Below are 22,596 nucleotides of genomic sequence, written 5' to 3' on the forward strand. Positions count from 1 at the left end.
CTCACCGCGTAGTGATATAAATACTGCAATAAGAATATTAAAATCCGCCTTTGCTAACTATCTCACCGTGCTCAAGCCTGATGAACTTATTACATACAGATTTAGCCAGTTCATCATCGTGAGTGGCCATTACCATAATGCCCGCTTTAGAGATAAAGCTATTTAATCTCATCTCTGCTTTTCTTTTAAAATCACTATCACCCACGCTCATCCATTCATCCATCAGTAAAATTTCAGGATTAATTGCAGTAGAAATAGAAAAACCAAGCCTCAGAACCATACCACTAGAATACGTTCTAACGGGGATTTTAATAAAATCACCTAACTCGCTGAACTCGATGACATCTTCTGTAATATTTTTTATTTCATTTTTTGACAGACCGAGAAATAGTCCCCTCAGTTTTATATTTTCCAGGCCGGTAAGCTCACCATCCATTCCCATCATGGGATCAATGAGGCTGGTGACTCGACCAATACATTCATATTTCCCTGAAGTTGGTTTATAGGCCCCTGCAAGTACTCTCAGAAGAGTTGTTTTGCCCGAACCATTGTGTCCGATAAGCGCAAGACGGTTACCTTCGGTAAGCGTAAAATCAATTTTTTTTAATGCCTCTACTTCAATAATCCCGGTATTCGATGAGCCAATTCGTCCACCTGAAGCAGCCTGTAGAAAAGTTTTTTTAAATGAACGGTGGCTGGAGTTAAATATAGGGAGTATTACGCCAACGTTTTTGCAAGAGATTTTCATTAATTATAACCAGTATACGATTCTTGAGCGATATTTAGTCAACACTAAGGTTGAGACCATCAACATAATAATAGAGGTTATTATTGTGTAAAACCATATAGTTACATCTGGTACAGTTCCCATTAATGGTTTCCTGAGCATCTCCATAAAGTAATAAAAAATATTATAATCAACAAATTCCTTTCTTCCCTTTGGTAATTGTTCCGATGTCCAAATGATGGGAGTTATAAAAAAACACAACGTTACCACACTTTGAACAACCGGTCCCATATCACGATATCTTGTGCAAAAAATGGCGAGAATCATACCTGTAGAAATTAATGAGATGGATGTTATTACAATTGCAGGTATAAAAAGGAGAATATCAAGATTTACCGATGTATTGGTAAAAAAAATCACGAAAGGTATAATGATAAAATTATGCAACATAATCATAAACTGCCGATAGAAAACACGTAATATATATAAATATAGCGGAAGGTCAGATTGTTTAATAATTGATGCGGACTCATTAAATATTCCGCATGACTCATTAATAGTTGCTGATAGAAAGGCCCAAAAGATCATACCTAAAGTAAGATGCATGATAAAATTTTCGGAACCAGAACTGAACAGCGAACCGTAAAGAGGTCCCATCGCTGATATGGTGACCCCCATCGAAATCGTTATCCAAAAAGGCCCTAACACCGATCGCCGGTATCGTCCCAGGACATCATTCCAACCTAGCGAAATCCAAAGTTGGTGCCTGGCCAGAGCTTCTTTCAAATCATTCATTGTTTCCGTGTCACCTTTACCTGAAGAACTTATTCTTTAACGATATGAAAATATAACTTATTTATTTTCTATAATATTTACATACTATTTATCTAAACACTGACCTACTTCATAAGCACTTTATGGTGTTAGCAACCAATAGTGTCTTTATAAATTTGCAATGTCTTATTAATGACTAATATGCTGGAAAACAATTCCTTTACACGTTTTCTTCCATTCGCCCCCATCTCTAAGCGAATCTGTGGATTTTTTAACAAATACTCTAATTCTACCGCTAACTCCTGAGCTGAATTACTTTTCACGATCAACCCATTATAGTTATGAATAATTAAGCTATCACATCCGCCGGTATCATAAGCAATACATGCACGTCCTACAGATGATGCCTCTAATAAAAGCCGTGGTACTCCTTCCGGATAAATAGATGGTAATGCAACGATATTCGATTTCTGAATAAGCTCATATACATTCGAAGAGCGTCCCAGCCAGTTAATTAGTCCTTCATTATGCCAGTGATGAATGAGCTCCAAAGGGATAGCATCTTTATCGTCCTCGGCCAATATACCTGCAACATTTAAAACAAAATGAATATTTTTTTGTCTGAGGATCTTTTTTGCTTCAATGAGATCGCCAAGACCTTTACTCCATAACATTCGGCTTGCAAAAAGGACTATCGGTATCTCATGTTTTTTCTCTATAGAGAATTTATAAATATCCGGGTTAATTCCAGCACCTTCGATAACGATAGTTTTATGATAATCAATACCTACTAAACGCGATATTTTTCGTCGATCTTTATCATGTTCAAAAATAAAAACACCACGCTTATTACCGGCAATATATTTGTAAACCAAAACGGTTAACGCACGCAATATTCTCATTGGCACGGTATTATATAAAAAGATTCGACCAAGTCCGACAAAGCTGATAACAACTGGACTATTACTTCTCCTGGCGCTAACCCCACCAATCAGGCAAGGTTTGAGCGTAATACAATGCAATAAGTCAGGATTAATCTCTTTAATAATTTTCCGAGCGTTAAGGAATGCTCTAAAAAAAACAAACATATTAAATGACTGAGCAACAAGAGACACATTGTGACAAATAAAACCAAGCGTTTTGAATTTTTTTATAATCTCTTCACCAATAAAATGACTTATGATATGAATTTCATAACCCGCATCCCTTGCCGCTATCGCACGTTCTGTCCAATGTAAATCAAAGTACCAGTCTGAATTTACAAAATAACATAACCTTTTCATCTCTTCGTCCTGCTAATGATATTTCCCACTAATACCTTTAAGTCCATGAAGTATTCCCTGCCAGATAAAATATAGATAACGAAATTTCTTACGCTGCCATGGTAATATGGCGAGATATTTAGAGAGGCGTAACACTATAGAAAGAACACTGAATATCCTGGGAACGGGTAAAAGTTTTCTCAGCAGCAACAAATTTCTACAAAGATAATATACTTTCCATTCGGGGCAGATACACTTTCCATGAATAGAGATATCATGAATAAATTTAATTTCTGGGGAGTAACGAATTTTCTGCCCGGACAATACTAGCTTATAACCAAAGAAAAAATCATCATAATAAAGGAAAAGTTCATCATGGATATCGTTAAGATGGTTATTCAATACCTTTCGATCAATAATCATACCAACGAATGACACAGTTTGAACATCAGTAACCTGAGTTCTTACTGGAGAAAACCTCTCTGGGCGCATCGCATAATAAATAGTCTCAAACACCGTAGATGGGACCCTAATGAAAGGCAAATTCATCCGACAAGACCGCCCATAGGTGTCCTGAACTCGCGACGCAAATATACGGTATCTTGAGGTATCTAATAACGAGAAATGCTTTAAAATATTAATTTCCGGGTAAGCATCATCATCATAGAAAAATACCCAATCGGCATTACTATATGAGCATATATATTGACTACCTACTTTAAATCCGCCAGCACCACCAAGATTATCTTTAAGATTAAGTATCGTGATGCCAGGTTCACTTAATGAAGAAAGCCATTCCCTGGTACCGTCGCTTGAGCCATTATTAACGATAACAATAGAGGAAAAACCCGCCTTAACAGTCTCTCGCACACTTTTTTTTAATTTTTCAAGACGGTTAAAAGTTACGATTAGCGCTGTACACTTCATCAAACGGTAACTGTAAAAGCTGGCATTTCTTTTTGTTCATATAGCGACGTTAAGTATACATCCGCCGTCTGTAATGCTTCAGCTATCGTGATGTCCATATCGAGATAACGATAAGTGCCAAGACGACCAATGAAAGTAATATTTTTTTCTTTTTTAGCCCGCGACAGATATTTATTCAGTAAATCCATTTTATCTGCCCTGCGAACAGGATAGTAGGGTATATCACCAGCTTCACATTCCCGACTATATTCTTGATAACATATTGAAGCTTCATGTCTCTCCCACGGAGAAAAATATTTATGCTCAGTAATCCGAGTATAAGGAGTATCTATTGAACAATAATTCATTACTGCGCATCCTTGATAATCACTCTGGCAAATTATTTTTTTAAAGTCTAATGTACGATATTCCAGTCGGCCATATTGACAGGAGTAAAAGGCATCCAGCGCGCCACTAAAAAAAACATGATCATAATCTGTCCGCATTTCCTGAGTGAAGGAGCGACATAGTTCAACAGCGATATTTTCGTGTTCGACAATGGACTTGACCATTTGTGTATAACCAAATTTTGGTATTCCCTGAAACTTATGATTGAAATAGTTATCATCATAATTAAAGCGAACAGGGATACGTTTCAATACAGAAGCGGGTAACGCGGAAGGATGAAGCCCCCATTGTTTAATGGTATAACCTTTAAAAAAGGCTTCATATAACTCTTCACCAATGAAACGCAAGGCCTGTTGCTCAAAATTTTGTGGTTCCAGAATGGTGCTATCACATTTTTGAAGCAGTAATTTCCTGGCATCATCAGGTGAGCAGGCGACACCAAAAAATTGATTGATGGTATGAAGATTGATAGGTAAAGAAAATACCTGACCATTTACTGTGGCCTTAACTTTATTGATATAAGGCATCATCTCAGCGTATTTATTTACATAATTCCATACAGTTTCATTATCAGTATGAAAAATATGAGGACCATAAACGTGCACCATAATACCCGTGTGCTCATCTCGGGCATCATAAGCGTTACCACCGATATGCGAACGTTGATCAATAATATTGACTACATGTCCCTGCTCGGCTAACTGGCGTGCTATTACTGCGCCTGAAAGGCCCGCACCTACAATTAGTATCTTTTTACGTTGCATTATTTTTGTCACTCTGTTCGCAGACACAGATAATATTAGATAGTTTATCCAGAACCATTTTCATTTATATCAGAAGGGTAAAGTGAAATTTACTCAACGCATCCAGATAATTCCACGCTACCGCCACAGCGCGTAAACCCTCGCACTGATTACAGATTCATTAATGTCACACGTTATGCGGTATTTCCGGACAACGATGATTGCCATATTTATTTTGTGAAGATAACTCATTCAGAACGCAACATTATGGGTCTGAATACCGCGCGGCATGATGTAAATATGCTGTCAGCATAAATCCGGTGCGTTACCGGCCCCAGTTTTTACCAACCCACTCTGTTGACTGATGTCCGGACCGACGTCCGGTATCCTTATTCTTACCGCATCAGATAGCGGTACTCCTGTCGGGATATCCCAGCGTTGTTTCAGCGTCTGCTCCGCGAGCCAGACCTGCCTCACGCCGGTTCCCAGCATACGGGCCGTCATTTCCGGGCTACAGCCTGACAACAGTAATCCCAGCACCCGCCGTCCCTGTTTTGGCAGACGCTCTGACAGTAACCTGACCAGCGTGCGGCTGTTTATCTCCATCACCAGCTCCGGCACGCTCAACGCGCTTTTCATCTCCTCCTCGTAAGGCGATGTCTGTAGTGATGACCATATGGCAAGCTCAGCCATTCTGGCCAGAACCCTTACCGACATGGCGCGTTTAATCAGCCTCAGATGGCGGAAGTAACCTTCCACGCTGACGTCAACCGGTAAAAACGCGTTACTGCTGCAAAAAACCACTGTCCGCGGATAACGCAGAAAAACCTGTTGCCACAGCAGAAGCTGGGTTGATGGCCGTCCGGCGGATATCACCATCGCGCCGGGCCACCGACGCAACCGATCCAGCAGCCCTTCTGGTGTCCTGAGACGAACGCAGTCCTCCACGCAAAGGCCGCCGGTATCCGGAAACTGCGTAGGATTTTCGCCTGACTGACAAAACATAATCAGCCGGAGAGGCGGCAGTACTCTGGTTAACGTCTGCATATCAGTACGTCAGAACCTGGTACAGGCTGAACAACGCTGCGACGGTGGAGACCGCCAGCAGGAGCAAAAATATTTTTGCGCCCATACTGTACCGGCACTTACTGGTCCCCCCCCTTCCGGTGGACATTTCCGCATATTCTTGCGTCATCAGATTGTTCTCCTCTGGCCATTGCCGACCCGGCACTGCGCCAGCAACGGCAGCTTCGTGTTGTGGAAACAACATGTCCGCACCCTTTCGTGGACCGGGAGCCATTCCATGTCTGTATGAAAAATGACGTCTGGCCCTATCTAAACACTGCTCTCTGACACCCTGTCCGGTTCTGCTTTTCGGCTGCACAGGCCGTCAGTCCCCCTAGTAGTACATGCTCCTGCCGCAGGGTAATTCTGCCCTGTGCGGAGTACAAAATGACAAATAGAAAACACAGTAATCTATTGATTTATATGTTGATTATGTAAATCAGCTTTCCCTGAACAGACTTCTCTGTGATTTAACAATATGATTCAAAAGGTAAAATAAAGGATTTAATTCTTTGATATGATAATTAATCAGCATTAAGTATTATTTAATACGTTTTTTTAACACTTAAAATTAACATTTTGTGCAGGCAGGACAAAAATGGATACAGCATAGTGCTGGTTGGACCAGGTAAATTTTCCCTTAGTTTTTTTATTGTTATATGGATAACTCCTTAATAAGCAATAGATTACGATTGTATGACTCTTGTGTGGAAGGGGTAAATCTGAGAGGATGATGAAAGCGCGAAGCGGACTTAACTTTTTGAATCAGAACGTACGGTTATACTCGACGTTTTTTTCGCCATATTCCATGAAAACGCCCGGCGTTACTTGCGGTGTATCTTACGGTGTGCTGGATATTCCTGTGCCCCAGATAGTCCTGTATGAGTCGTGTATCAATCCCTTTATCAGCAAGGGCGTAGCCGCAGGCATGTCGCAGCATATGAGGATGTGGCGCTATCGTTAATTCGGCCAACCGCCCTGCCTCACGAAGTATGTAAAAAAATTGTTGCCTGCTGAGCGGATGCCGTCGTAGCGACAGGAACAGCCAGTCTCCGTCAGCCCCTTTCTCAAGATACTTCCTGGCCCTGAGCCAGCTTTTCAGTACGTTATACTCATCGGGAAGGAGGGGGTGACACGTTGAAAAGCCATTTTTGAGGCGCCGGATATAAAGCTGTCTTCCTGCAAGATCAATATCCGACAAGCGCAGCCCCAGCAGCTCACTGGCCCGGAAGCCGTGAATAAACGCCATCAGGATTAAGCAGCGGTTTCTTTCCGGGAAGGGCATTCTGTCGGTCGCTGACAGCAGTTTTTCAATCTCTTCTTGCGTAAGATATTTTCTTTTCACAAAACAAATCCATCATAACAAAATGAGTAATATACTAAAAAATCACTGATCAGATGAGTTTAATTTTCGCTAAAAAAGTTGCTATGCGTAAACAGCTTAAAATCCATATAGCTGGCAATCTGGCACGCTATCCATGACGTGATAGTGAAACAGCGAATCAATCTGGCTTCAATCTCCTGATAAGTTGTCATGACGAGGAATATAAATGCTAAAAATGAGGCTATCGTGAGGTAAATCAATCAGAAAGGGGTAATAGAGAGTCAGGTAGTTTACCCGCCCCGGAGGTTTGATTAGATGGCGATAGCTAACAATATCATAGTGATTTTCAAAAACTCTGCTGCTAACAGCAATAAGCTCATCATACTGGCTATTACAGCATCACTTGGTTATTTTTAAAATAATATATTATAAGGGGATTTATATAGTATTGAATAAATCCCTCTTCCTGACATTAAGAGAACAGAACACGATAATTTTTAGCAGCCGTAATATAATAGCTTCAATCGTCGGGCTCTCAGGCAATAACGTGTATATTACGCGCATTGAACGCGGCGCGTAACCTGCGAGCGAATGCAAGCGCATACTCGCCGTCGCCATGAATGCACACCGTTTGCGCCGTGACAGTCGTCCACACGCCAGTAACGCTTTTCACTCTCCCGGCTTGTACCATATCCAGCGTTTGCGCCAGCGCCTGCTCTTCGTCGTGAATCAGCGCGCCAGGTTGCATGCGCGGCACCAGGCTACCGTCGGCCTGATAGCCGCGATCGGCAAACACCTCCTGCCGCGTCACCAGGCGATGGCGTTCACCGGCCCGGATCAGCTCACTTCCCGCCAGTCCAACCAGTATCAGTGACGGATCATAGTCGTGTACCGCTTTCGCAATCGCCTGTGCCAGATGGGGATCTTTCGCCGCCTGGTTATAGAGCATACCGTGCGGTTTGACATGGCGCATCACGCCGCCTTGCGCCTGGACAATCGCCCCCAGCGCGCCGATTTGGTACAGCGTCTGGGCGTATACCGTTTCCGGCGGCAAAACCATCGCCGTCCGCCCAAAATTATCCCGATCCGGAAAGCTGGGATGCGCGCCGATCGCCACGCCGTTTTTCAGCGCCTCGCGCACGCAGGTCAGCATGGTTTGCGCATCACCGGCGTGAAAACCACAGGCGATATTGGCGGAGGAGACCAGCGTTAATAATTCGCTGTCGCTGGCGCAACCTTCGCCCAAATCCGCATTTAAATCAATGTTCATGCTGAAGTCGCCAGGTAAGCTGTTCCAGATAGCGCCGACGCTCGCGGCGCGCGTTGAGCGCCTCCTCCAGCGAACATTGCACAAAATGGATCGGTTGTCCTAGCGGGATCTGCGCCAGATGGTACATATCTGACTCGATGATGCAGGCAATGCGCGGATAGCCGCCAGTTGTCTGGGCATCATTCATTAGCACAATAGGTTGGCCGTTGTAAGGCACCTGCACGACACCGGGCAGCAAACCGTGCGACAGCAGTTCGCGATCCGTTGTCCGCGTTAACGATTGTCCCTGCAAACGATAGCCCATGCGATTACTTTGCGGACTGAGCTGCCATGGCGAACGCCAGAACGCTTCTTGCGAGGCGCGATCGAACTCACGGTATTCCGGCCCCGGTAGCGCACGGATGCGATTCCCCCACAGTAACTGCTTCACGCCCTGCGGCCCGCTAAACTGTCGCGGTGGTTTACCCGTCGCCAGCCGATCGCCATCTTTTAGCAGCCGTCCTTCCAGCCCACCGATGCCGGACTTCAGATCGGTACTACACGATCCCATCACCTCCGGCACAGCAATACCGCCCGCCACCGCCAGATAGCTACGCATCCCGTGAAGCGGTCGATGCAGCGTAAGACGCTGACCCGCTTTTACCGGCAATCGCCAGCCGGTCCAGACCGGTTGATCATCCAACTGCGCCTCGCAGCCTGCGCCGGTAAGAGCGAACCAGGTCTCATTTTCAAATTCGACAACCAGTTGACCGAGAGTGATTTCCAGCGCCGGGGCATTCGCATCGTTCCCGACCAGGAGATTAGCGGTCTGAAAGGCGGGTTTATCCAGCGCACCGCAGTGACTCAGCCCCGACTGACGAAAGCCGTGACGCCCGCTATCCTGCACGGAGGTGTAAATCCCCGCGCGAATAATATTCAGCATATTCCCTCCTTTTGCGGCACAAAGCGTACGCTGTCGCCAGGGCGTAGCAGAACCGGGGGCTCCCGCATCGGATCGAATAACTTCAACGGCGTGAGGCCGATCAGCTGCCAGCCGCCCGGCGTGGATAATGGATAAATACCCGTCTGCGCGCCACCGATGCCGACAGAACCGGCCGGAACCTGCAGGCGCGGCTCCGCGCGTCTGGGCATATGGAGCGGTTCTGGTAAATTCCCAAGATAGGGAAAGCCGGGCTGAAAGCCTAAAAACCAGACGACATACTCAACGGAGGCATGTAGCTCCACGACCTGCTTTTCACTCAAACCGCTGTGCCGTGCCACCGCCGCCAGATCCGGCCCGCCTGCGCCGCCATAGATCACCGGGATCTCAACCGAACGCGAGTCCGGCTCCAGCGCCTCGCTCTCTTCCCACCAGCGCTGCAGACGCTCAATCGCATCCAGCGCCAGGGTTTGCGGTTCCCGCAAGATCACGGTGATATTGTTCATCCCGGGAATGGCTTCCACCACGTTCGGCATATCGACCAGACGCTGCGTCAGACGCCAGATGCGTTTCTGGCTCGCCAGCGTAATCGGCGGTTCAAGTTCCAGGACGACCGCCGTTTCGCCTAACAGATAACAACGCGCTCGCTGCACTTTATTACCTCTCAGTTATGCCGGGTTAGGGATATCAATAAACGTCACATCCAACGCTGTGTTTTCGTTCAACCATTCGCTCAGGGCGCGAATACCGCCGCGTTCAGTGGCATGGTGCCCGGCGGCATAAAAATGCAGCCCCTGTTCGCGCGCGGAATGAATGGTCTGTTCAGACACCTCGCCGGTAATGAAAGCATCCACGCCGAAGCGGGCGGCGCTATCAATAAAACTTTGCCCGCCGCCGGTACACCAGGCGACACGCTGCACATTCTCTGGCCCGGTATCGCCGCACCATAGCGGTTTACGCCCCAGACGCGCTTCAATCCATGAGGCCAGTTCCAGCCCCGGCACCGGCATTGAGAGCTCTCCCCACGGCACCAGCGGCTCAATTTCTCCTTTCACGGTAATGCCTAATAGCGCCGCCAACTGCGCATTGTTGCCCAGCTCAGGGTGCGCATCCAGCGGCAGATGCCAACCGTAAAGGTTAATATCATTTGCCAGTAACGTTTTTAAGCGACGGCGTTTCATACCGCGAATAACCGGAGACTCGCCTTTCCAGAAGTAACCATGATGAACAATGACCGCATCGGCCTGCAAACGCACCGCCTCATCGAGCAGCGCCTGACTTGCGGTCACGCCGGTAACGATTTTCTGTACCGTCTCTTTTCCTTCGACCTGTAAACCATTCGGCGCATAATCGCTTATTGCCGCACTGTTCAGCTTGTCGTTAATCAGTTGTTCCAGCTCGGTGTTTTTCATCATCGCTCCCTTTAACCCACGTTCTACTTTCCCGTTACGGGTTCAGCCTCCGTTAACATAGCCTCCCGTTAGCCGTTCGTCGATAAACATTTGTTTGACACATCAAGAAACAATCCCCCCGGGTTTGGCGCAAATTACTTAGCAAAACACGATCGGTTTCATGTATATTTATGCAATCAGAACGCATATTGCAGAAAAAATCAGTTCTGTATCATGTTGGTAACTTTAAGGAAACACGGCGATACGGCAGGCTTAATAAGCCCACAAAGAAAGGCATTATCTGAGAATGCCGCTTTCTTGCCGCAGCGCCTCTATCCCGGAAATACGATGAATAAACAAGCATCTCAACCCCGCGCTATTTACTACGTTGTCGCCCTGCAAATTTGGGAGTACTTCAGCTTTTATGGTATGCGCGCCCTACTGATTCTTTATCTCACCAATCAGCTAAAATACGACGATAACCACGCCTATGAGTTATTCAGCGCTTATTGTTCGCTGGTCTACGTAACGCCGATTCTTGGCGGCTATCTGGCGGATAAGGTGCTTGGCAACCGAATGGCAGTCATGCTGGGCGCATTTTTAATGGCTATAGGTCATTTAGTGCTGGGCGCCAGTGAGATCGCGCCGACATTCCTTTATCTGTCGCTGGCGATCATTGTCTGCGGCTACGGCCTGTTTAAATCGAATATTAGCTGCCTGCTGGGCGAACTGTACCAGCCGGAAGATCCGCGCCGCGACGGCGGGTTCTCGCTGCTTTACGCAGCGGGCAATATTGGTTCGATCGTGGCGCCTATCGCCTGCGGCTATGTGCAAGAGGAGTACAGTTGGGCGATGGGCTTTGCGCTCGCTGCCATTGGTATGCTTGCGGGGTTAGTGATCTTCCTGTGTGGAAATCGTCATTTCACCCACACCACCGGCGTTAATAAAGCCGTGTTGTGCGCCAGAAACTACCTGCTGCCGAACTGGGGCTGGCTGTTAATTTTGCTGGTAGCGGCGCCGTTGCTGATTACCGTTCTGTTCTGGAAAGAATGGTCTGTCTATGCCTTAATCGTGGCGACCGCGATCGGCCTGGTCGTGCTAGCAAAAATTTATCGTCAGGCGCAAACGGCCAAACAGCGCAAAGAACTGGGGCTGATTGTCACCCTGACCCTGTTCAGTATGCTGTTCTGGGCGTTTGCCCAGCAGGGCGGCAGTTCTATCAGCCTGTATATCGACCGCTTTGTGAACCGCGATATTCTGGGCTATTCCGTTCCTACCGCCATGTTCCAGTCGGTGAACGCCTTTGCCGTGATGCTGTGTGGGGTCGTCCTGGCCTGGCTGGTTAAAGAGAGCGTAAGCGGTAATCGCACCGTGCGTATCTGGGGCAAATTCGCGCTGGGTCTCGGTCTGATGAGCGCCGGATTCTGTATTCTGACCCTGAGCGCACGCTGGTCCGCCGCTTACGGACACTCTTCAATGCCGCTAATGGTGCTGGGACTGGCGGTAATGGGCTTTGCCGAGCTGTTTATCGACCCGGTCGCCATGTCGCAAATTACGCGCATTGATATCCCCGGCGTCACCGGCGTATTAACCGGAATTTATATGCTGCTGTCCGGCGCGATAGCTAACTATCTGGCAGGCGTCATCGCTGACCAGACCTCGCAAAGCGCCTTCGACGCCAGCGGCGCGGTTAATTACGCCATCAACGCCTATGTGGATGTTTTTGAACAGATCACCTGGGGCGCGTTAGCCTGCGTAGGGGTTGTCCTGCTGATTTGGCTGTATCAGTCCTTCAAATTCAAAAGCCGCGCGCTGGCCGTCGAATCCTGATAGCAGAAGGCCCGGTAGTTTGCGCTACCGGGCCTGTATCACGCCCCTTTTCTCGCCGCCTCATAGGCGGAAAGCGTTGCGATTCTCGCCTGTTTGTGCTCCATAATAGGCCGAGGATAATCAAGCACGACTCCCGCTTTTTCCGCCCACCGCCACGGCTCGTGAATCGCTTTTCCAGGGATATCGCGTAATGCCGGTAGCCACTGGCGGATAAATTCGCCGTCGCGATCGAACCTCTCTCCCTGAGTCGTGGGATTAAAAATACGAAAATAAGGCGCGGCGTCAGTACCGGTTGAGGCGGCCCACTGCCAGCCGCCATTATTGGCGGCAAGATCGCCGTCAATAAGCTGCGACATGAAATAGCGCTCCCCCAACCGCCAGTCAATCAACAGATCTTTTACCAGAAAGCTGGCGGTAATCATGCGTAAACGGTTATGCATCCAGCCCGTCGCATTAAGCTGGCGCATCGCCGCATCGACAATGGGATAACCGGTTTCGCCTTTCTGCCATGCCTGAAAATAGTGCGGGTTTTCCTGCCACGCGACGCGTTTTGTCCAGCGGATAAACGGCTGGTGTTTGCATAATGCCGGATACCAGGTCATTAAATGACGGTAAAATTCCCGCCAGATGAGCTCATTCAACCAGACGCTTCCCGGCCCGCCGTCCAGCGCCTGCGGCTGCTCCGCCAGTAATCGGTGCAGGCACTGTCGCGGCGACAGGCCGCCCGTCGCCAGGCTGGCGGAAAGCCGACTGGTGCCGTCAACCGCAGGGAAATCGCGCCGTAACGCGTACTCGTCTGCGCCCTGCGCGCAAAACTGACGTAGCTGCGCGATGACCGCGTTTTCTTCCACCGGGAAAAGCTCGGCGTCAAACGCCTGTTGCGGGTAGTTAAGCGAGACTGGCGTTAAGGGTGTAGAAAGCGCGCCGCTCACCCGGATCTTCGGGGCCGGAACGCACGGCGGGATATCTTCTTTTAGCCGTTTCAACCAGGCATTTTTAAACGGCGTAAAAACTTTATACATTTCATGATTGCCGGTCATCACCGCGCCGGGCGCCAGAATCACGCTATCGTCAAAGCCTTCGCAGATGACAGAGGGCAGCATTTTTTCCACCGCCGCATCACGCTGACGCTCGTTAAACTCATACTGATAGTTATAAAACAGATGGCTGACGTCATGCTGTCGGCAAACGTTTTTGACCGTTTCAATACTGGCGTTAAAATCCGCCACTTCATGAAACAGCAGCGGAATGCCTTTCTCTGCAAGGGCCGCCTGTAGCGCATTGAGCTGCGCGCTGATGAATGCCGCCTGCCGCGGCGCCATATCATGGGCCTGCCACTGCGCGGGGGTGGAAATATAAAGCGCCAGCACCCGCGCGGATGCATCGCGGCAGGCGGCGGCCAGCGCAAGGTTATCCTGTAAACGCAGATCGCGCCTGAACCAGACTAAATGGGTGGGCATACAACTCCTGAAAGATGAAACGTCACGGCGAATAGCGTTAAACAGTGTAGACCCTGGCGCATAAAAAAACCGCCAGCGTGGCAGCTGACGGTTTTTCAGGCTGGTCGCGATTAATAAAAGTCGCAGGTGGCTTTTTCAGCCTGCGCCATCCATACCGGTTTATCACTGGTTTTCGACCAGACACGGTGCAGATAACTATAAAAACGCGCGCGGTCTTTCCAGAAGAGCATCACCGGCAACGCCAGCACGCCTGCGATCACCGCGAAAGCACGACGGGCAAAAATGACATGCGCCGGATAGTCTTTATAGTGTTCCATACGTTTCCCCCCTTTATACCGACGCTATCCGCCCCGGTATAGATTGAATCGGTGAATAGCACCGAAAAATTGAACCTCGTTACCTGATTAAAATAGTACCGCTTTCGGTGTAATTTTACTACTCATCCGACCACTTATTTTCACGCTTTTCCAGCAGATTTACATTCAAAGCGTAAATTAGTTACAAAAAGGTTAAATTAATACTAACCATTAGTTAAATAATGGTCTTTGCCATTTTTATACTTTTTTTACACTCCGCCCGCCAATTTTTGCGAAATCTTTGCAGCCAAAAAATTACCTTTCTCAGGAGTAAAACAATGCCACTGGAGGTGCTCTGTGAGTGCAGGCGTGATAACCGGCATCGTGCTGGTTTTCTTACTTTTAGGTTATCTGGTCTATGCCCTGATTAATGCGGAGGCGTTCTGATGGCCGCGCAAGGATTTTTACTGATCGCCAGTTTTTTACTGATTTTATTGGTACTGGCGAAACCGTTGGGTTCGGGCCTGGCAAGGCTCATCGCCGCCGTTCCGTTGCCGGGCGTGGCTGGCGTTGAGCGTATCCTCTGGCGGACTCTTGGCATTACCGACCACGAAATGAACTGGCGTCAGTATTTACTGGCGCTACTGACGCTCAATCTGCTGGGACTGGGCATCCTGTTTTGCCTGTTGTTCTGGCAGGAGTGGCTGCCCTTAAATCCGCAGCGGCTACCGGGGCTGTCCTGGGATCTGGCGCTGAATACCGCCGTCAGCTTTGTCACCAATACCAACTGGCAAGCCTACAGCGGCGAAAGCACGCTGAGCTACTTTAGCCAGATGGCCGGGCTGACGGTGCAAAATTTCCTGTCGGCGGCAACCGGGATTGCGGTGGTTTTTGCGCTTATCCGCGCCTTTACGCGCCAGAATGTGCACACGCTGGGTAATGCCTGGCAGGATCTGGTACGCATTACGCTATGGATATTATTTCCTGTCGCGTTAATTATCGCGCTGTTTTTTATCCAACAAGGCGTACCGCAAAACCTGTCGGCTTATCAGCCCATCACCACCCTTGAAGGCGCTAAACAACTCTTGCCGATGGGGCCGGTTGCTTCGCAGGAGGCGATCAAAATGCTTGGCACCAACGGCGGCGGTTTCTTTAACGCCAACTCTTCGCATCCGTTCGAAAACCCCACCGCGCTCACTAATCTGGCGCAGATGCTGGCGATATTTTTGATTCCAGCCGCGCTCTGTTTTGCCTTTGGCGAAGCGGCGGGCGATCGCCGTCAGGGACGCGCGCTACTGTGGGCAATGTCATTCATTTTTGTGGTCTGCGTAGCGGTAGTGATGTGGGCGGAAGTTCAGGGAAATCCACATCTGTTGGCGGCAGGCGCGGACAGTAGCGTCAACATGGAGGGTAAAGAAACACGCTTTGGCGTGCTGGCCAGCAGCCTGTTTGCCGTCGTCACGACCGCGGCGTCCTGCGGGGCGGTAAATGCCATGCACGACTCGTTTACCGCTCTGGGCGGTATGGTGCCGATGTGGCTGATGCAAATTGGCGAAGTGGTCTTTGGCGGCGTCGGTTCAGGCCTGTACGGCATGTTGCTGTTTGTCCTGCTGGCGGTGTTTATCGCGGGGCTGATGATCGGTCGCACGCCGGAGTATCTGGGGAAAAAAATCGACGTGCGCGAAATGAAAATGACCGCGCTGGCGATTCTGGTCACGCCGATGCTGGTCTTGTTGGGTTCGGCGCTGGCGATGATGACGGATGCCGGACGCAGCGCAATGCTGAACCCTGGCCCGCACGGTTTTAGCGAAGTGCTATATGCCGTCTCCTCTGCCGCCAACAACAACGGTAGCGCCTTTGCGGGTCTGAGCGCTAACTCGCCTTTCTGGAACTGTTTGCTGGCGTTCTGCATGTTCGTCGGACGTTTCGGCGTGATTATTCCTGTCATGGCCATCGCCGGATCGCTGGTCAGTAAAAAAGTACAGCCGGCCAGTCAGGGAACGCTGGCGACCCACGGCGCGCTATTTATTGGACTGCTCATCGGCACGGTACTGCTGGTCGGCGCGCTGACGTTTATTCCTGCCCTGGCGCTTGGCCCGGTAGCGGAACATTTCTCTTTACCTTGAGCGATGTGGAGTACATTGATATGAGTCGCAAGCAACTGGCGCTGTTTGAACCTGTTTTACTCGTACAGGCGCTAACGGATGCCGTAAAAAAATTAAGCCCACGCGCCCAGTGGCGTAACCCGGTGATGTTTGTGGTCTGGGCCGGCAGCGTGCTAACCACTCTGTTAACGCTCGCTATGGTAACAGGACAAATAGCGGGAAGCGCCCTGTTTACAGGGATTATCAGTCTGTGGTTATGGTTCACCGTACTGTTCGCCAATTTTGCCGAAGCGCTGGCGGAAGGCCGCAGCAAAGCCCAGGCAAACAGTCTGAAAGGAGTGAAAAAGACCGCGTTCGCTCGCCGCCTGCGCGCCCCGCGCCATGATGCGCAGGCCGATAACGTGCCCGCCGCTGAACTGCGAAAAGGCGACATTGTCCTGGTCAAAGCGGGCGATATTATTCCCTGCGACGGCGAGGTCATCGAAGGCGGCGCCTCGGTGGATGAAAGTGCGATTACCGGCGAATCCGCGCCCGTGATCCGCGAGTCCGGCGGCGATTTCGCCTCTGTCACCGGCGGCACGCGAATTCTTTCCGACTGGCTGGTGATTGCCTGTAGCGTCAATCCTGGCGAAACCTTTCTTGACCGGATGATCGCGATGGTGGAAGGCGCGCAGCGGCGGAAAACGCCTAACGAGATTGCCCTGACGATTTTGCTCATCGCCCTGACCATTGTCTTTTTACTGGCGACCGCCACCCTGTGGCCCTTCTCCGCCTGGGGCGGTAACGCGGTCAGCGTCACCGTGTTGGTGGCGTTGCTGGTGTGCCTGATCCCCACCACCATCGGCGGGCTACTCTCCGCCATTGGCGTAGCCGGAATGAGCCGAATGTTGGGCGCGAACGTCATCGCCACCAGCGGCCGCGCCGTAGAAGCCGCGGGCGATGTCGACGTGCTGCTGCTGGATAAAACCGGCACTATCACGCTCGGCAACCGCCAGGCGTCCGATTTTATACCCGCCCGAGGGGTGGACGAACGCACGCTGGCTGACGCCGCGCAGCTCGCTTCGCTGGCCGACGAAACGCCGGAAGGTCGCAGCATTGTGATCCTCGCCAAACAGCGCTTTAACCTGCGTGAACGCGATGTGCAGTCGCTTCATGCCACCTTTGTTCCGTTTACCGCACAAAGCCGTATGAGCGGGATTAATATCGATAACCGGATGATCCGTAAAGGCTCGGTGGACGCGATTCGGCGTCATGTCGAGAGCAATGGCGGCCATTTTCCCGCCGATGTCGAGCAAAACGTCGAGAACGTGGCGCGTCTGGGCGCGACGCCGCTGGTGGTAGTGGAAGGCGCGCGCGTACTGGGTGTTATCGCCCTCAAGGATATCGTTAAAGGCGGCATTAAAGAACGTTTCGCCCAGCTACGAAAGATGGGCATTAAAACGGTGATGATCACTGGCGATAACCGCCTGACGGCGGCAGCGATTGCCGCCGAGGCCGGTGTGGACGATTTTCTTGCCGAAGCCACGCCGGAAGCCAAGCTGGCGCTGATCCGCCAATATCAGGCGGAAGGACGGCTGGTCGCCATGACCGGCGACGGCACTAACGATGCCCCGGCGCTGGCGCAGGCTGACGTCGCGGTGGCGATGAACTCCGGCACCCAGGCGGCGAAAGAAGCCGGTAATATGGTGGATCTGGACTCTAACCCAACCAAGTTGATTGAAGTGGTGCATATCGGTAAGCAGATGCTGATGACGCGCGGCTCGCTCACCACCTTCAGTATCGCGAATGATGTAGCGAAATATTTCGCCATTATTCCCGCCGCGTTTGCCGCTACCTATCCGCAGCTAAACGCGCTCAACGTGATGGGGCTGCATTCGCCGAACTCCGCCATTCTGAGCGCGGTAATCTTTAACGCCCTGATTATTATTTTTCTGATCCCGCTGGCATTAAAAGGCGTGAGTTATAAGCCGCTTTCCGCATCGGCCATGCTGCGCCGTAATTTATGGATCTATGGTCTGGGTGGTCTGGTGGTGCCGTTTATTGGCATCAAAGTGATTGATGTGCTGCTGACCCTGCTGGGTCTGGCGTGAGGTGTATGATGATCGGTTTACGTCCTGCTTTTTCGACAATGTTATTTCTGCTGTTATTGACTGGCGGCGTGTATCCGCTTCTGACCACGGCGCTGGGGCAGTGGTGGTTTCCCTGGCAGGCTAATGGCTCGCTGATTCATAAAGACAATGTGATACGCGGCTCAGCGCTTATCGGACAATCGTTTACCGCCGCGGGCTATTTTCATGGCCGGCCCTCCGCCACCGCCGATACGCCTTATAATCCACTGGCGTCGGGCGGAAGCAACCTGGCCGCCAGCAATCCCGAACTGGATGCGCAAATACAGGCCCGCGTCGCCGCGCTACGCGCCGCTAACCCCCAGGCGAGTTCCGCGGTTCCGGTTGAGCTGGCGACGGCCTCGGCAAGCGGGCTGGATAATAATCTGACGCCCGGCGCCGCGGCATGGCAAATCCCCCGCGTAGCGGCGGCTCGCCAGCTTCCCGTTGAACAGGTCGCGCAACTGGTTGCAGAATATACGCACAGGCCGCTGGCGCGCTTTCTTGGGCAACCGGTGGTGAATATTGTTGAGCTTAATCTGGCGCTGGATGCGCTACAGGGACACAGAGCGAAATGAACGACGAACCCTTGCGTCCTGATCCGGATCGCTTGTTGGAACAAACGCCCCCGCCCCACCGGGGGAAGTTGAAAATTTTCTTCGGCGCCTGCGCAGGTGTCGGAAAAACCTGGGCGATGCTGGCGCAAGCGCAGCGGCTGCGAGCGCAGGGGCTGGATGTGGTGATCGGCGTGGTAGAGACGCATGGCCGTAAAGAGACCGCCGCACTACTTGACGGGCTGACCATTCTGCCGCCAAAACGTCACTCGCACCGGGGGCGGCAAATCCGCGAATTTGACCTGGATGCCGCCCTCGCCCGGCGTCCGGCGCTGATTTTAATGGATGAGCTGGCGCACAGTAACGCGCCTGGCTCACGCCATCCTAAGCGCTGGCAGGATATTGAAGAGCTGCTGGAAGCGGGAATCGACGTTTTCACCACCGTGAACGTACAACATCTGGAAAGTCTGAATGATGTGGTGAGCGGCGTCACGGGAATTCAGGTGCGCGAAACCGTCCCCGATCCCTTTTTTGATGCCGCTGATGAAGTCGTACTGGTCGATCTGCCGCCCGACGATCTGCGCCAACGGCTCAACGAAGGTAAAGTGTATATCGCCGGCCAGGCGGAACGCGCTATTGAACATTTTTTCCGCAAGGGCAATCTGATCGCCCTCCGCGAGCTGGCGTTACGCCGGACAGCCGATCGCGTGGACGATCAGATGCGCGCCTGGCGCGCGCATCCGGGCGAAGAAAAAGTATGGCATACCCGCGATGCGATTTTGCTGTGTATCGGGCATAACACCGGCAGCGAAAAACTGGTGCGTACCGCGGCGCGTCTGGCCTCCCGGCTTGGCAGCGTCTGGCACGCCGTCTATGTCGAAACGCCAACGTTACACCGCTTACCGGAAAAACAACGGCGGGCTATTTTAAGCGCGCTGCGCCTGGCGCAGGAGCTTGGCGCGGAAACCGCCACCCTGTCCGATCCCGCCGAAGAGAAAGCGGTCGTGCGCTATGCCCGCGAGCATAATCTGGGGAAAATCGTCATGGGCCGCCCGGCGTCGCGACGCTGGTGGCGACGTGACGCTTTCGCCGACCGTCTTGCCAGGCGCGCGCCGGATCTCGATCAGGTGATCGTCGCGCTGGAAGAGCCGCCTGCCCGCGCGTTGGCGCAAACGCCTGATAACCGACCTTTTAAAGAGAAATGGCGTGGGCAGATTCAGGGCTGTCTGGTCGCCGTAGCGCTTTGCGCCATCACCACGCTTATCGCTATGCAGTGGCTTGTCACCTTTGACGCCGCCAATCTGGTGATGCTCTATTTGCTGGGCGTAGTGGTGATTGCGCTGCTTTACGGACGCTGGCCGTCGGTGGTGGCGACGGTGATTAACGTGGCGAGTTTCGATCTCTTTTTTATCGCGCCACGCGGTACGCTCGCCGTTTCGGACGTGCAGTATTTGCTGACCTTTGCCGTGATGCTGACGGTTGGTCTGGTGATTGGCAATCTTACTGCCGGGGTGCGCTATCAGGCGCGCGTCGCCCGTTATCGGGAACAGCGTACCCGCCATTTATATGAAATGTCTAAAGCGCTGGCCGTCGGGCGTAGCGAACATGATATCGCCGCGACCAGCGAGCGGTTTATCGCCTCGACGTTTCAGGCGCGCAGCCAAATTTTATTACCTGATACTAACGGTAAGTTGCTGCCTCTCACCCACCAGCAAGGCATGACGCCGTGGGACGACGCAATTGCGCGCTGGAGTTTTGATAAAGGCCAGCCTGCCGGCGCAGGCACCGATACCCTCCCTGGCGTACCTTATCAAATCCTGCCGCTGAAAAGCGCCGATAAAACGTACGGTCTGGCTATCGTCGAACCGGGTAATTTGCGTCAGTTAATGGTGCCGGAGCAGCAACGCCTGCTGGAAACATTCACTCTGCTTGTCGCCAACGCGCTGGAACGACTGACGCTGACCGCCAGCGAAGAACAGGCGCGTCTCGCCAGCGAGCGAGAAAGTATTCGCAACGCTCTGCTGGCGGCGCTGTCGCATGATTTACGCACGCCACTGACGGTATTGTTCGGCCAGGCGGAAATTTTGACGCTGGATTTAGCCAGCGCAGGATCGCCCCACGCGCGTCAGGCCAGTGAAATCCGCCAGCATATTCTCAACACCACCCGGCTGGTGAATAATTTGCTGGATATGGCGCGTATTCAGTCCGGCGGGTTTAATCTTAGAAAAGAGTGGCTGACGCTGGAAGAGGTCGTCGGTAGCGCGTTACAGATGTTAGAGCCGGGTTTATTGCATCCGATTACATTGTCGCTGCCGCAACAGTTAACGCTTATCCATGTCGATGGCCCCTTATTTGAGCGCGTCCTGATCAACTTGCTGGAAAACGCCGTTAAGTACGCCGGGCCGCAGGCCAGTATCGGCATTGATGCTGCGGTTAAGGACGATCGTTTACAACTGGATGTCTGGGATAACGGGCCGGGTATTCCTGCGGGGCAAGAACAGAAGATTTTCGATAAGTTCGCCCGCGGCAACAAAGAGTCCGCCGTCCCCGGCGTGGGGCTGGGGCTGGCGATTTGCCATGCTATCGTAGAGGTACACGGCGGCACGCTTACCGCCTATAATCGACCGCAGGGCGGCGCCTGTTTCCGTGTGACGCTGCCGCAAGGAAAGCCACCTGAACTTGATGATTTTCATGAGGATATGTGACAAACGTTCTGATTGTTGAAGATGAACAGGCCATCCGCCGCTTTCTGCGCGCTGCGCTGGAGGGCGACGGCCTGCGCGTGTATGAAGCTGAAACATTACAACGTGGTTTACTGGAAGCCGCCACGCGAAAGCCCGATCTGATTATTCTCGATCTCGGCCTGCCGGACGGCGACGGAATCGATTTTATTCGCGACCTGCGTCAGTGGAGCGCAATACCGGTGATTGTCCTTTCCGCCCGCAGCGAAGAAAGCGATAAGATTGCCGCGCTTGACGCCGGAGCTGATGATTACCTGAGCAAGCCATTCGGCATTGGCGAGTTGCAGGCGCGTTTGCGTGTCGCGCTGCGACGGCACGCCGCCAGCCCTTGCGCCGATCCGATCGTCCGCTTTTCCGGCGTGACGGTCGATCTCGCCGCACGGTTGATCCACCGTGGCGACGAAGAAATCCATCTGACGCCCATTGAGTTCCGCCTGCTGGCGGTATTACTCAATAATGCCGGCAAGGTATTAACCCAACGGCAGTTATTAAACCAGGTCTGGGGCCCTAACGCCGTGGAGCATAGCCACTATTTGCGCATCTATATGGGCCATTTACGCCAGAAACTGGAACAAGATCCCACCCGCCCACGCCATTTTATTACCGAAACCGGAATTGGCTATCGCTTTATGCCGTGAATAGCTATTCATTATTTTTAAATAACTTCTAATTTTTATGTCATTTATTTTCGGCGTCGCGAATAATTATTTTCGCGG

At 51.2% G+C, this 22,596-nt stretch carries 22 protein-coding genes; 7 read left to right on the forward strand and 15 right to left on the reverse strand.

The annotated features are described in order from the left end of the window. Window positions 1-37: 37 nt before the first annotated feature. From ACLJNW_RS11265 to ybgI, 13 genes are all read right to left on the reverse strand, one after another. Window positions 38-748, reverse strand: coding sequence for an ABC transporter ATP-binding protein (locus ACLJNW_RS11265; protein ID WP_000702849.1), 711 nt, complete (start codon window positions 746-748; stop codon window positions 38-40). 3 nt (window positions 749-751) lie between these two features. Beyond that, window positions 752-1,522, reverse strand: a complete 771-nt coding sequence (locus ACLJNW_RS11270) for an ABC transporter permease (protein ID WP_000998823.1) — start codon at window positions 1,520-1,522, stop codon at window positions 752-754. Window positions 1,523-1,650: 128 nt separating this feature from the next. Further along, entirely contained in the window at window positions 1,651-2,784 is a 1,134-nt protein-coding gene (locus tag ACLJNW_RS11275) for a glycosyltransferase family 4 protein (protein WP_000824901.1), read from the reverse strand. A 12-nt stretch (window positions 2,785-2,796) separates the two neighbouring features. Beyond that, on the reverse strand, window positions 2,797-3,693 hold the full coding sequence (locus ACLJNW_RS11280; RefSeq protein WP_000973916.1) for a glycosyltransferase: 897 nt from the start codon (window positions 3,691-3,693) through the stop codon (window positions 2,797-2,799). Continuing rightward, window positions 3,690-4,841: a UDP-galactopyranose mutase gene (gene glf, locus ACLJNW_RS11285; RefSeq protein WP_001521816.1), complete on the reverse strand. Its 1,152-nt coding sequence runs from the start codon at window positions 4,839-4,841 to the stop codon at window positions 3,690-3,692. The genes ACLJNW_RS11280 and glf overlap by 4 nt, the downstream gene beginning before the upstream one ends. Window positions 4,842-5,126: 285 nt before the next feature. Next, window positions 5,127-5,867, reverse strand: coding sequence for a hypothetical protein (locus ACLJNW_RS11290; RefSeq protein ID WP_001194239.1), 741 nt, complete (start codon window positions 5,865-5,867; stop codon window positions 5,127-5,129). A gap of 1 nt (window position 5,868) precedes the next feature. Further along, the gene (locus ACLJNW_RS11295; protein ID WP_010988980.1) at window positions 5,869-6,204 is read right to left on the reverse strand and encodes a membrane protein; all 336 of its coding nucleotides are present in this window, start codon (window positions 6,202-6,204) and stop codon (window positions 5,869-5,871) included. 459 nt (window positions 6,205-6,663) lie between these two features. After that, the gene (locus ACLJNW_RS11300) at window positions 6,664-7,230 is read right to left on the reverse strand and encodes a tyrosine-type DNA invertase (protein ID WP_000824704.1); all 567 of its coding nucleotides are present in this window, start codon (window positions 7,228-7,230) and stop codon (window positions 6,664-6,666) included. 59 nt (window positions 7,231-7,289) lie between these two features. After that, window positions 7,290-7,421 carry a hypothetical protein gene (locus tag ACLJNW_RS11305; protein WP_001521652.1) on the reverse strand — a complete coding sequence of 44 codons (132 nt, stop codon included), beginning with the start codon at window positions 7,419-7,421 and terminating at the stop codon, window positions 7,290-7,292. Window positions 7,422-7,744: 323 nt separating this feature from the next. Continuing rightward, window positions 7,745-8,479, reverse strand: a complete 735-nt coding sequence (gene pxpA / locus ACLJNW_RS11310) for a 5-oxoprolinase subunit PxpA (RefSeq protein WP_001017909.1) — start codon at window positions 8,477-8,479, stop codon at window positions 7,745-7,747. Next, window positions 8,469-9,401: a 5-oxoprolinase subunit PxpC gene (gene pxpC / locus ACLJNW_RS11315; RefSeq protein ID WP_023204344.1), complete on the reverse strand. Its 933-nt coding sequence runs from the start codon at window positions 9,399-9,401 to the stop codon at window positions 8,469-8,471. Before pxpC ends, pxpA begins: the two co-directional genes overlap by 11 nt. Further along, window positions 9,395-10,051 carry a 5-oxoprolinase subunit PxpB gene (gene pxpB, locus ACLJNW_RS11320; RefSeq protein WP_001188371.1) on the reverse strand — a complete coding sequence of 219 codons (657 nt, stop codon included), beginning with the start codon at window positions 10,049-10,051 and terminating at the stop codon, window positions 9,395-9,397. Before pxpB ends, pxpC begins: the two co-directional genes overlap by 7 nt. 15 nt (window positions 10,052-10,066) lie before the next feature. Further along, entirely contained in the window at window positions 10,067-10,810 is a 744-nt protein-coding gene (gene ybgI / locus ACLJNW_RS11325) for a radiation resistance protein YbgI (protein ID WP_000798844.1), read from the reverse strand. A gap of 327 nt (window positions 10,811-11,137) precedes the next feature. Here ybgI and ACLJNW_RS11330 point away from each other — a divergent pair, with 327 nt between their 5' ends. Then, a complete protein-coding gene (locus tag ACLJNW_RS11330; RefSeq protein ID WP_001041123.1) occupies window positions 11,138-12,619 on the forward strand; it encodes an MFS transporter in 1,482 nt (493 codons plus the stop codon). Between the two features lie 38 nt (window positions 12,620-12,657). Here the strand turns inward: ACLJNW_RS11330 and phrB are convergent, their stop codons facing one another. Both phrB and ACLJNW_RS11340 read right to left on the reverse strand, forming a co-directional pair. Beyond that, on the reverse strand, window positions 12,658-14,079 hold the full coding sequence (phrB, locus tag ACLJNW_RS11335; RefSeq protein WP_023204345.1) for a deoxyribodipyrimidine photo-lyase: 1,422 nt from the start codon (window positions 14,077-14,079) through the stop codon (window positions 12,658-12,660). 110 nt (window positions 14,080-14,189) lie between these two features. After that, a complete protein-coding gene (locus tag ACLJNW_RS11340) occupies window positions 14,190-14,396 on the reverse strand; it encodes a YbfA family protein (RefSeq protein WP_000401433.1) in 207 nt (68 codons plus the stop codon). A gap of 336 nt (window positions 14,397-14,732) precedes the next feature. On the opposite strand from ACLJNW_RS11340, the gene kdpF reads away from it, so the two are divergent. The 6 genes from kdpF to kdpE are packed head-to-tail and all read left to right on the forward strand — an operon-like array spanning window position 14,733 to window position 22,518. Next, entirely contained in the window at window positions 14,733-14,822 is a 90-nt protein-coding gene (kdpF, locus tag ACLJNW_RS11345; protein ID WP_001670793.1) for a K(+)-transporting ATPase subunit F, read from the forward strand. Continuing rightward, on the forward strand, window positions 14,822-16,501 hold the full coding sequence (gene kdpA, locus ACLJNW_RS11350) for a potassium-transporting ATPase subunit KdpA (RefSeq protein WP_000730078.1): 1,680 nt from the start codon (window positions 14,822-14,824) through the stop codon (window positions 16,499-16,501). The genes kdpF and kdpA overlap by 1 nt, the downstream gene beginning before the upstream one ends. Before the next feature lie 20 nt (window positions 16,502-16,521). Continuing rightward, window positions 16,522-18,570: a potassium-transporting ATPase subunit KdpB gene (kdpB, locus tag ACLJNW_RS11355; protein ID WP_000088026.1), complete on the forward strand. Its 2,049-nt coding sequence runs from the start codon at window positions 16,522-16,524 to the stop codon at window positions 18,568-18,570. Window positions 18,571-18,578: 8 nt separating this feature from the next. After that, window positions 18,579-19,163: a potassium-transporting ATPase subunit KdpC gene (gene kdpC / locus ACLJNW_RS11360; RefSeq protein WP_000579804.1), complete on the forward strand. Its 585-nt coding sequence runs from the start codon at window positions 18,579-18,581 to the stop codon at window positions 19,161-19,163. Next, entirely contained in the window at window positions 19,160-21,844 is a 2,685-nt protein-coding gene (kdpD, locus tag ACLJNW_RS11365; protein ID WP_023204347.1) for a two-component system sensor histidine kinase KdpD, read from the forward strand. The genes kdpC and kdpD overlap by 4 nt, the downstream gene beginning before the upstream one ends. Beyond that, window positions 21,841-22,518, forward strand: a complete 678-nt coding sequence (gene kdpE / locus ACLJNW_RS11370; RefSeq protein WP_000186053.1) for a two-component system response regulator KdpE — start codon at window positions 21,841-21,843, stop codon at window positions 22,516-22,518. Before kdpD ends, kdpE begins: the two co-directional genes overlap by 4 nt. Window positions 22,519-22,596 lie beyond the last annotated feature (78 nt).

This window comes from Salmonella sp. SAL4457, assembly GCF_046548235.1.
Taxonomy (GTDB): Bacteria; Pseudomonadota; Gammaproteobacteria; order Enterobacterales; family Enterobacteriaceae; genus Salmonella; species Salmonella enterica.

What these genes read in the sequence shown, in the direction of transcription:
- ACLJNW_RS11275 (WP_000824901.1), bottom strand. Translation starts at nt 2,784, where the DNA reads ATGAAAAGGTTATGTTATTTTGTAAATTCAGACTGGTACTTTGATTTA.
- glf (WP_001521816.1), bottom strand. Translation starts at nt 4,841, where the DNA reads ATGCAACGTAAAAAGATACTAATTGTAGGTGCGGGCCTTTCAGGCGCA.
- kdpC (WP_000579804.1), top strand. Translation starts at nt 18,579, where the DNA reads ATGATCGGTTTACGTCCTGCTTTTTCGACAATGTTATTTCTGCTGTTA.
- ACLJNW_RS11270 (WP_000998823.1), bottom strand. Translation starts at nt 1,522, where the DNA reads ATGAATGATTTGAAAGAAGCTCTGGCCAGGCACCAACTTTGGATTTCG.
- ACLJNW_RS11290 (WP_001194239.1), bottom strand. Translation starts at nt 5,867, where the DNA reads ATGCAGACGTTAACCAGAGTACTGCCGCCTCTCCGGCTGATTATGTTT.
- ACLJNW_RS11265 (WP_000702849.1), bottom strand. Translation starts at nt 748, where the DNA reads ATGAAAATCTCTTGCAAAAACGTTGGCGTAATACTCCCTATATTTAAC.
- ACLJNW_RS11340 (WP_000401433.1), bottom strand. Translation starts at nt 14,396, where the DNA reads ATGGAACACTATAAAGACTATCCGGCGCATGTCATTTTTGCCCGTCGT.
- pxpC (WP_023204344.1), bottom strand. Translation starts at nt 9,401, where the DNA reads ATGCTGAATATTATTCGCGCGGGGATTTACACCTCCGTGCAGGATAGC.
- ACLJNW_RS11305 (WP_001521652.1), bottom strand. Translation starts at nt 7,421, where the DNA reads ATGACAACTTATCAGGAGATTGAAGCCAGATTGATTCGCTGTTTCACT.
- phrB (WP_023204345.1), bottom strand. Translation starts at nt 14,079, where the DNA reads ATGCCCACCCATTTAGTCTGGTTCAGGCGCGATCTGCGTTTACAGGAT.
- pxpA (WP_001017909.1), bottom strand. Translation starts at nt 8,479, where the DNA reads ATGAACATTGATTTAAATGCGGATTTGGGCGAAGGTTGCGCCAGCGAC.
- kdpB (WP_000088026.1), top strand. Translation starts at nt 16,522, where the DNA reads ATGAGTCGCAAGCAACTGGCGCTGTTTGAACCTGTTTTACTCGTACAG.
- kdpA (WP_000730078.1), top strand. Translation starts at nt 14,822, where the DNA reads ATGGCCGCGCAAGGATTTTTACTGATCGCCAGTTTTTTACTGATTTTA.
- ACLJNW_RS11330 (WP_001041123.1), top strand. Translation starts at nt 11,138, where the DNA reads ATGAATAAACAAGCATCTCAACCCCGCGCTATTTACTACGTTGTCGCC.
- kdpD (WP_023204347.1), top strand. Translation starts at nt 19,160, where the DNA reads ATGAACGACGAACCCTTGCGTCCTGATCCGGATCGCTTGTTGGAACAA.
- ybgI (WP_000798844.1), bottom strand. Translation starts at nt 10,810, where the DNA reads ATGAAAAACACCGAGCTGGAACAACTGATTAACGACAAGCTGAACAGT.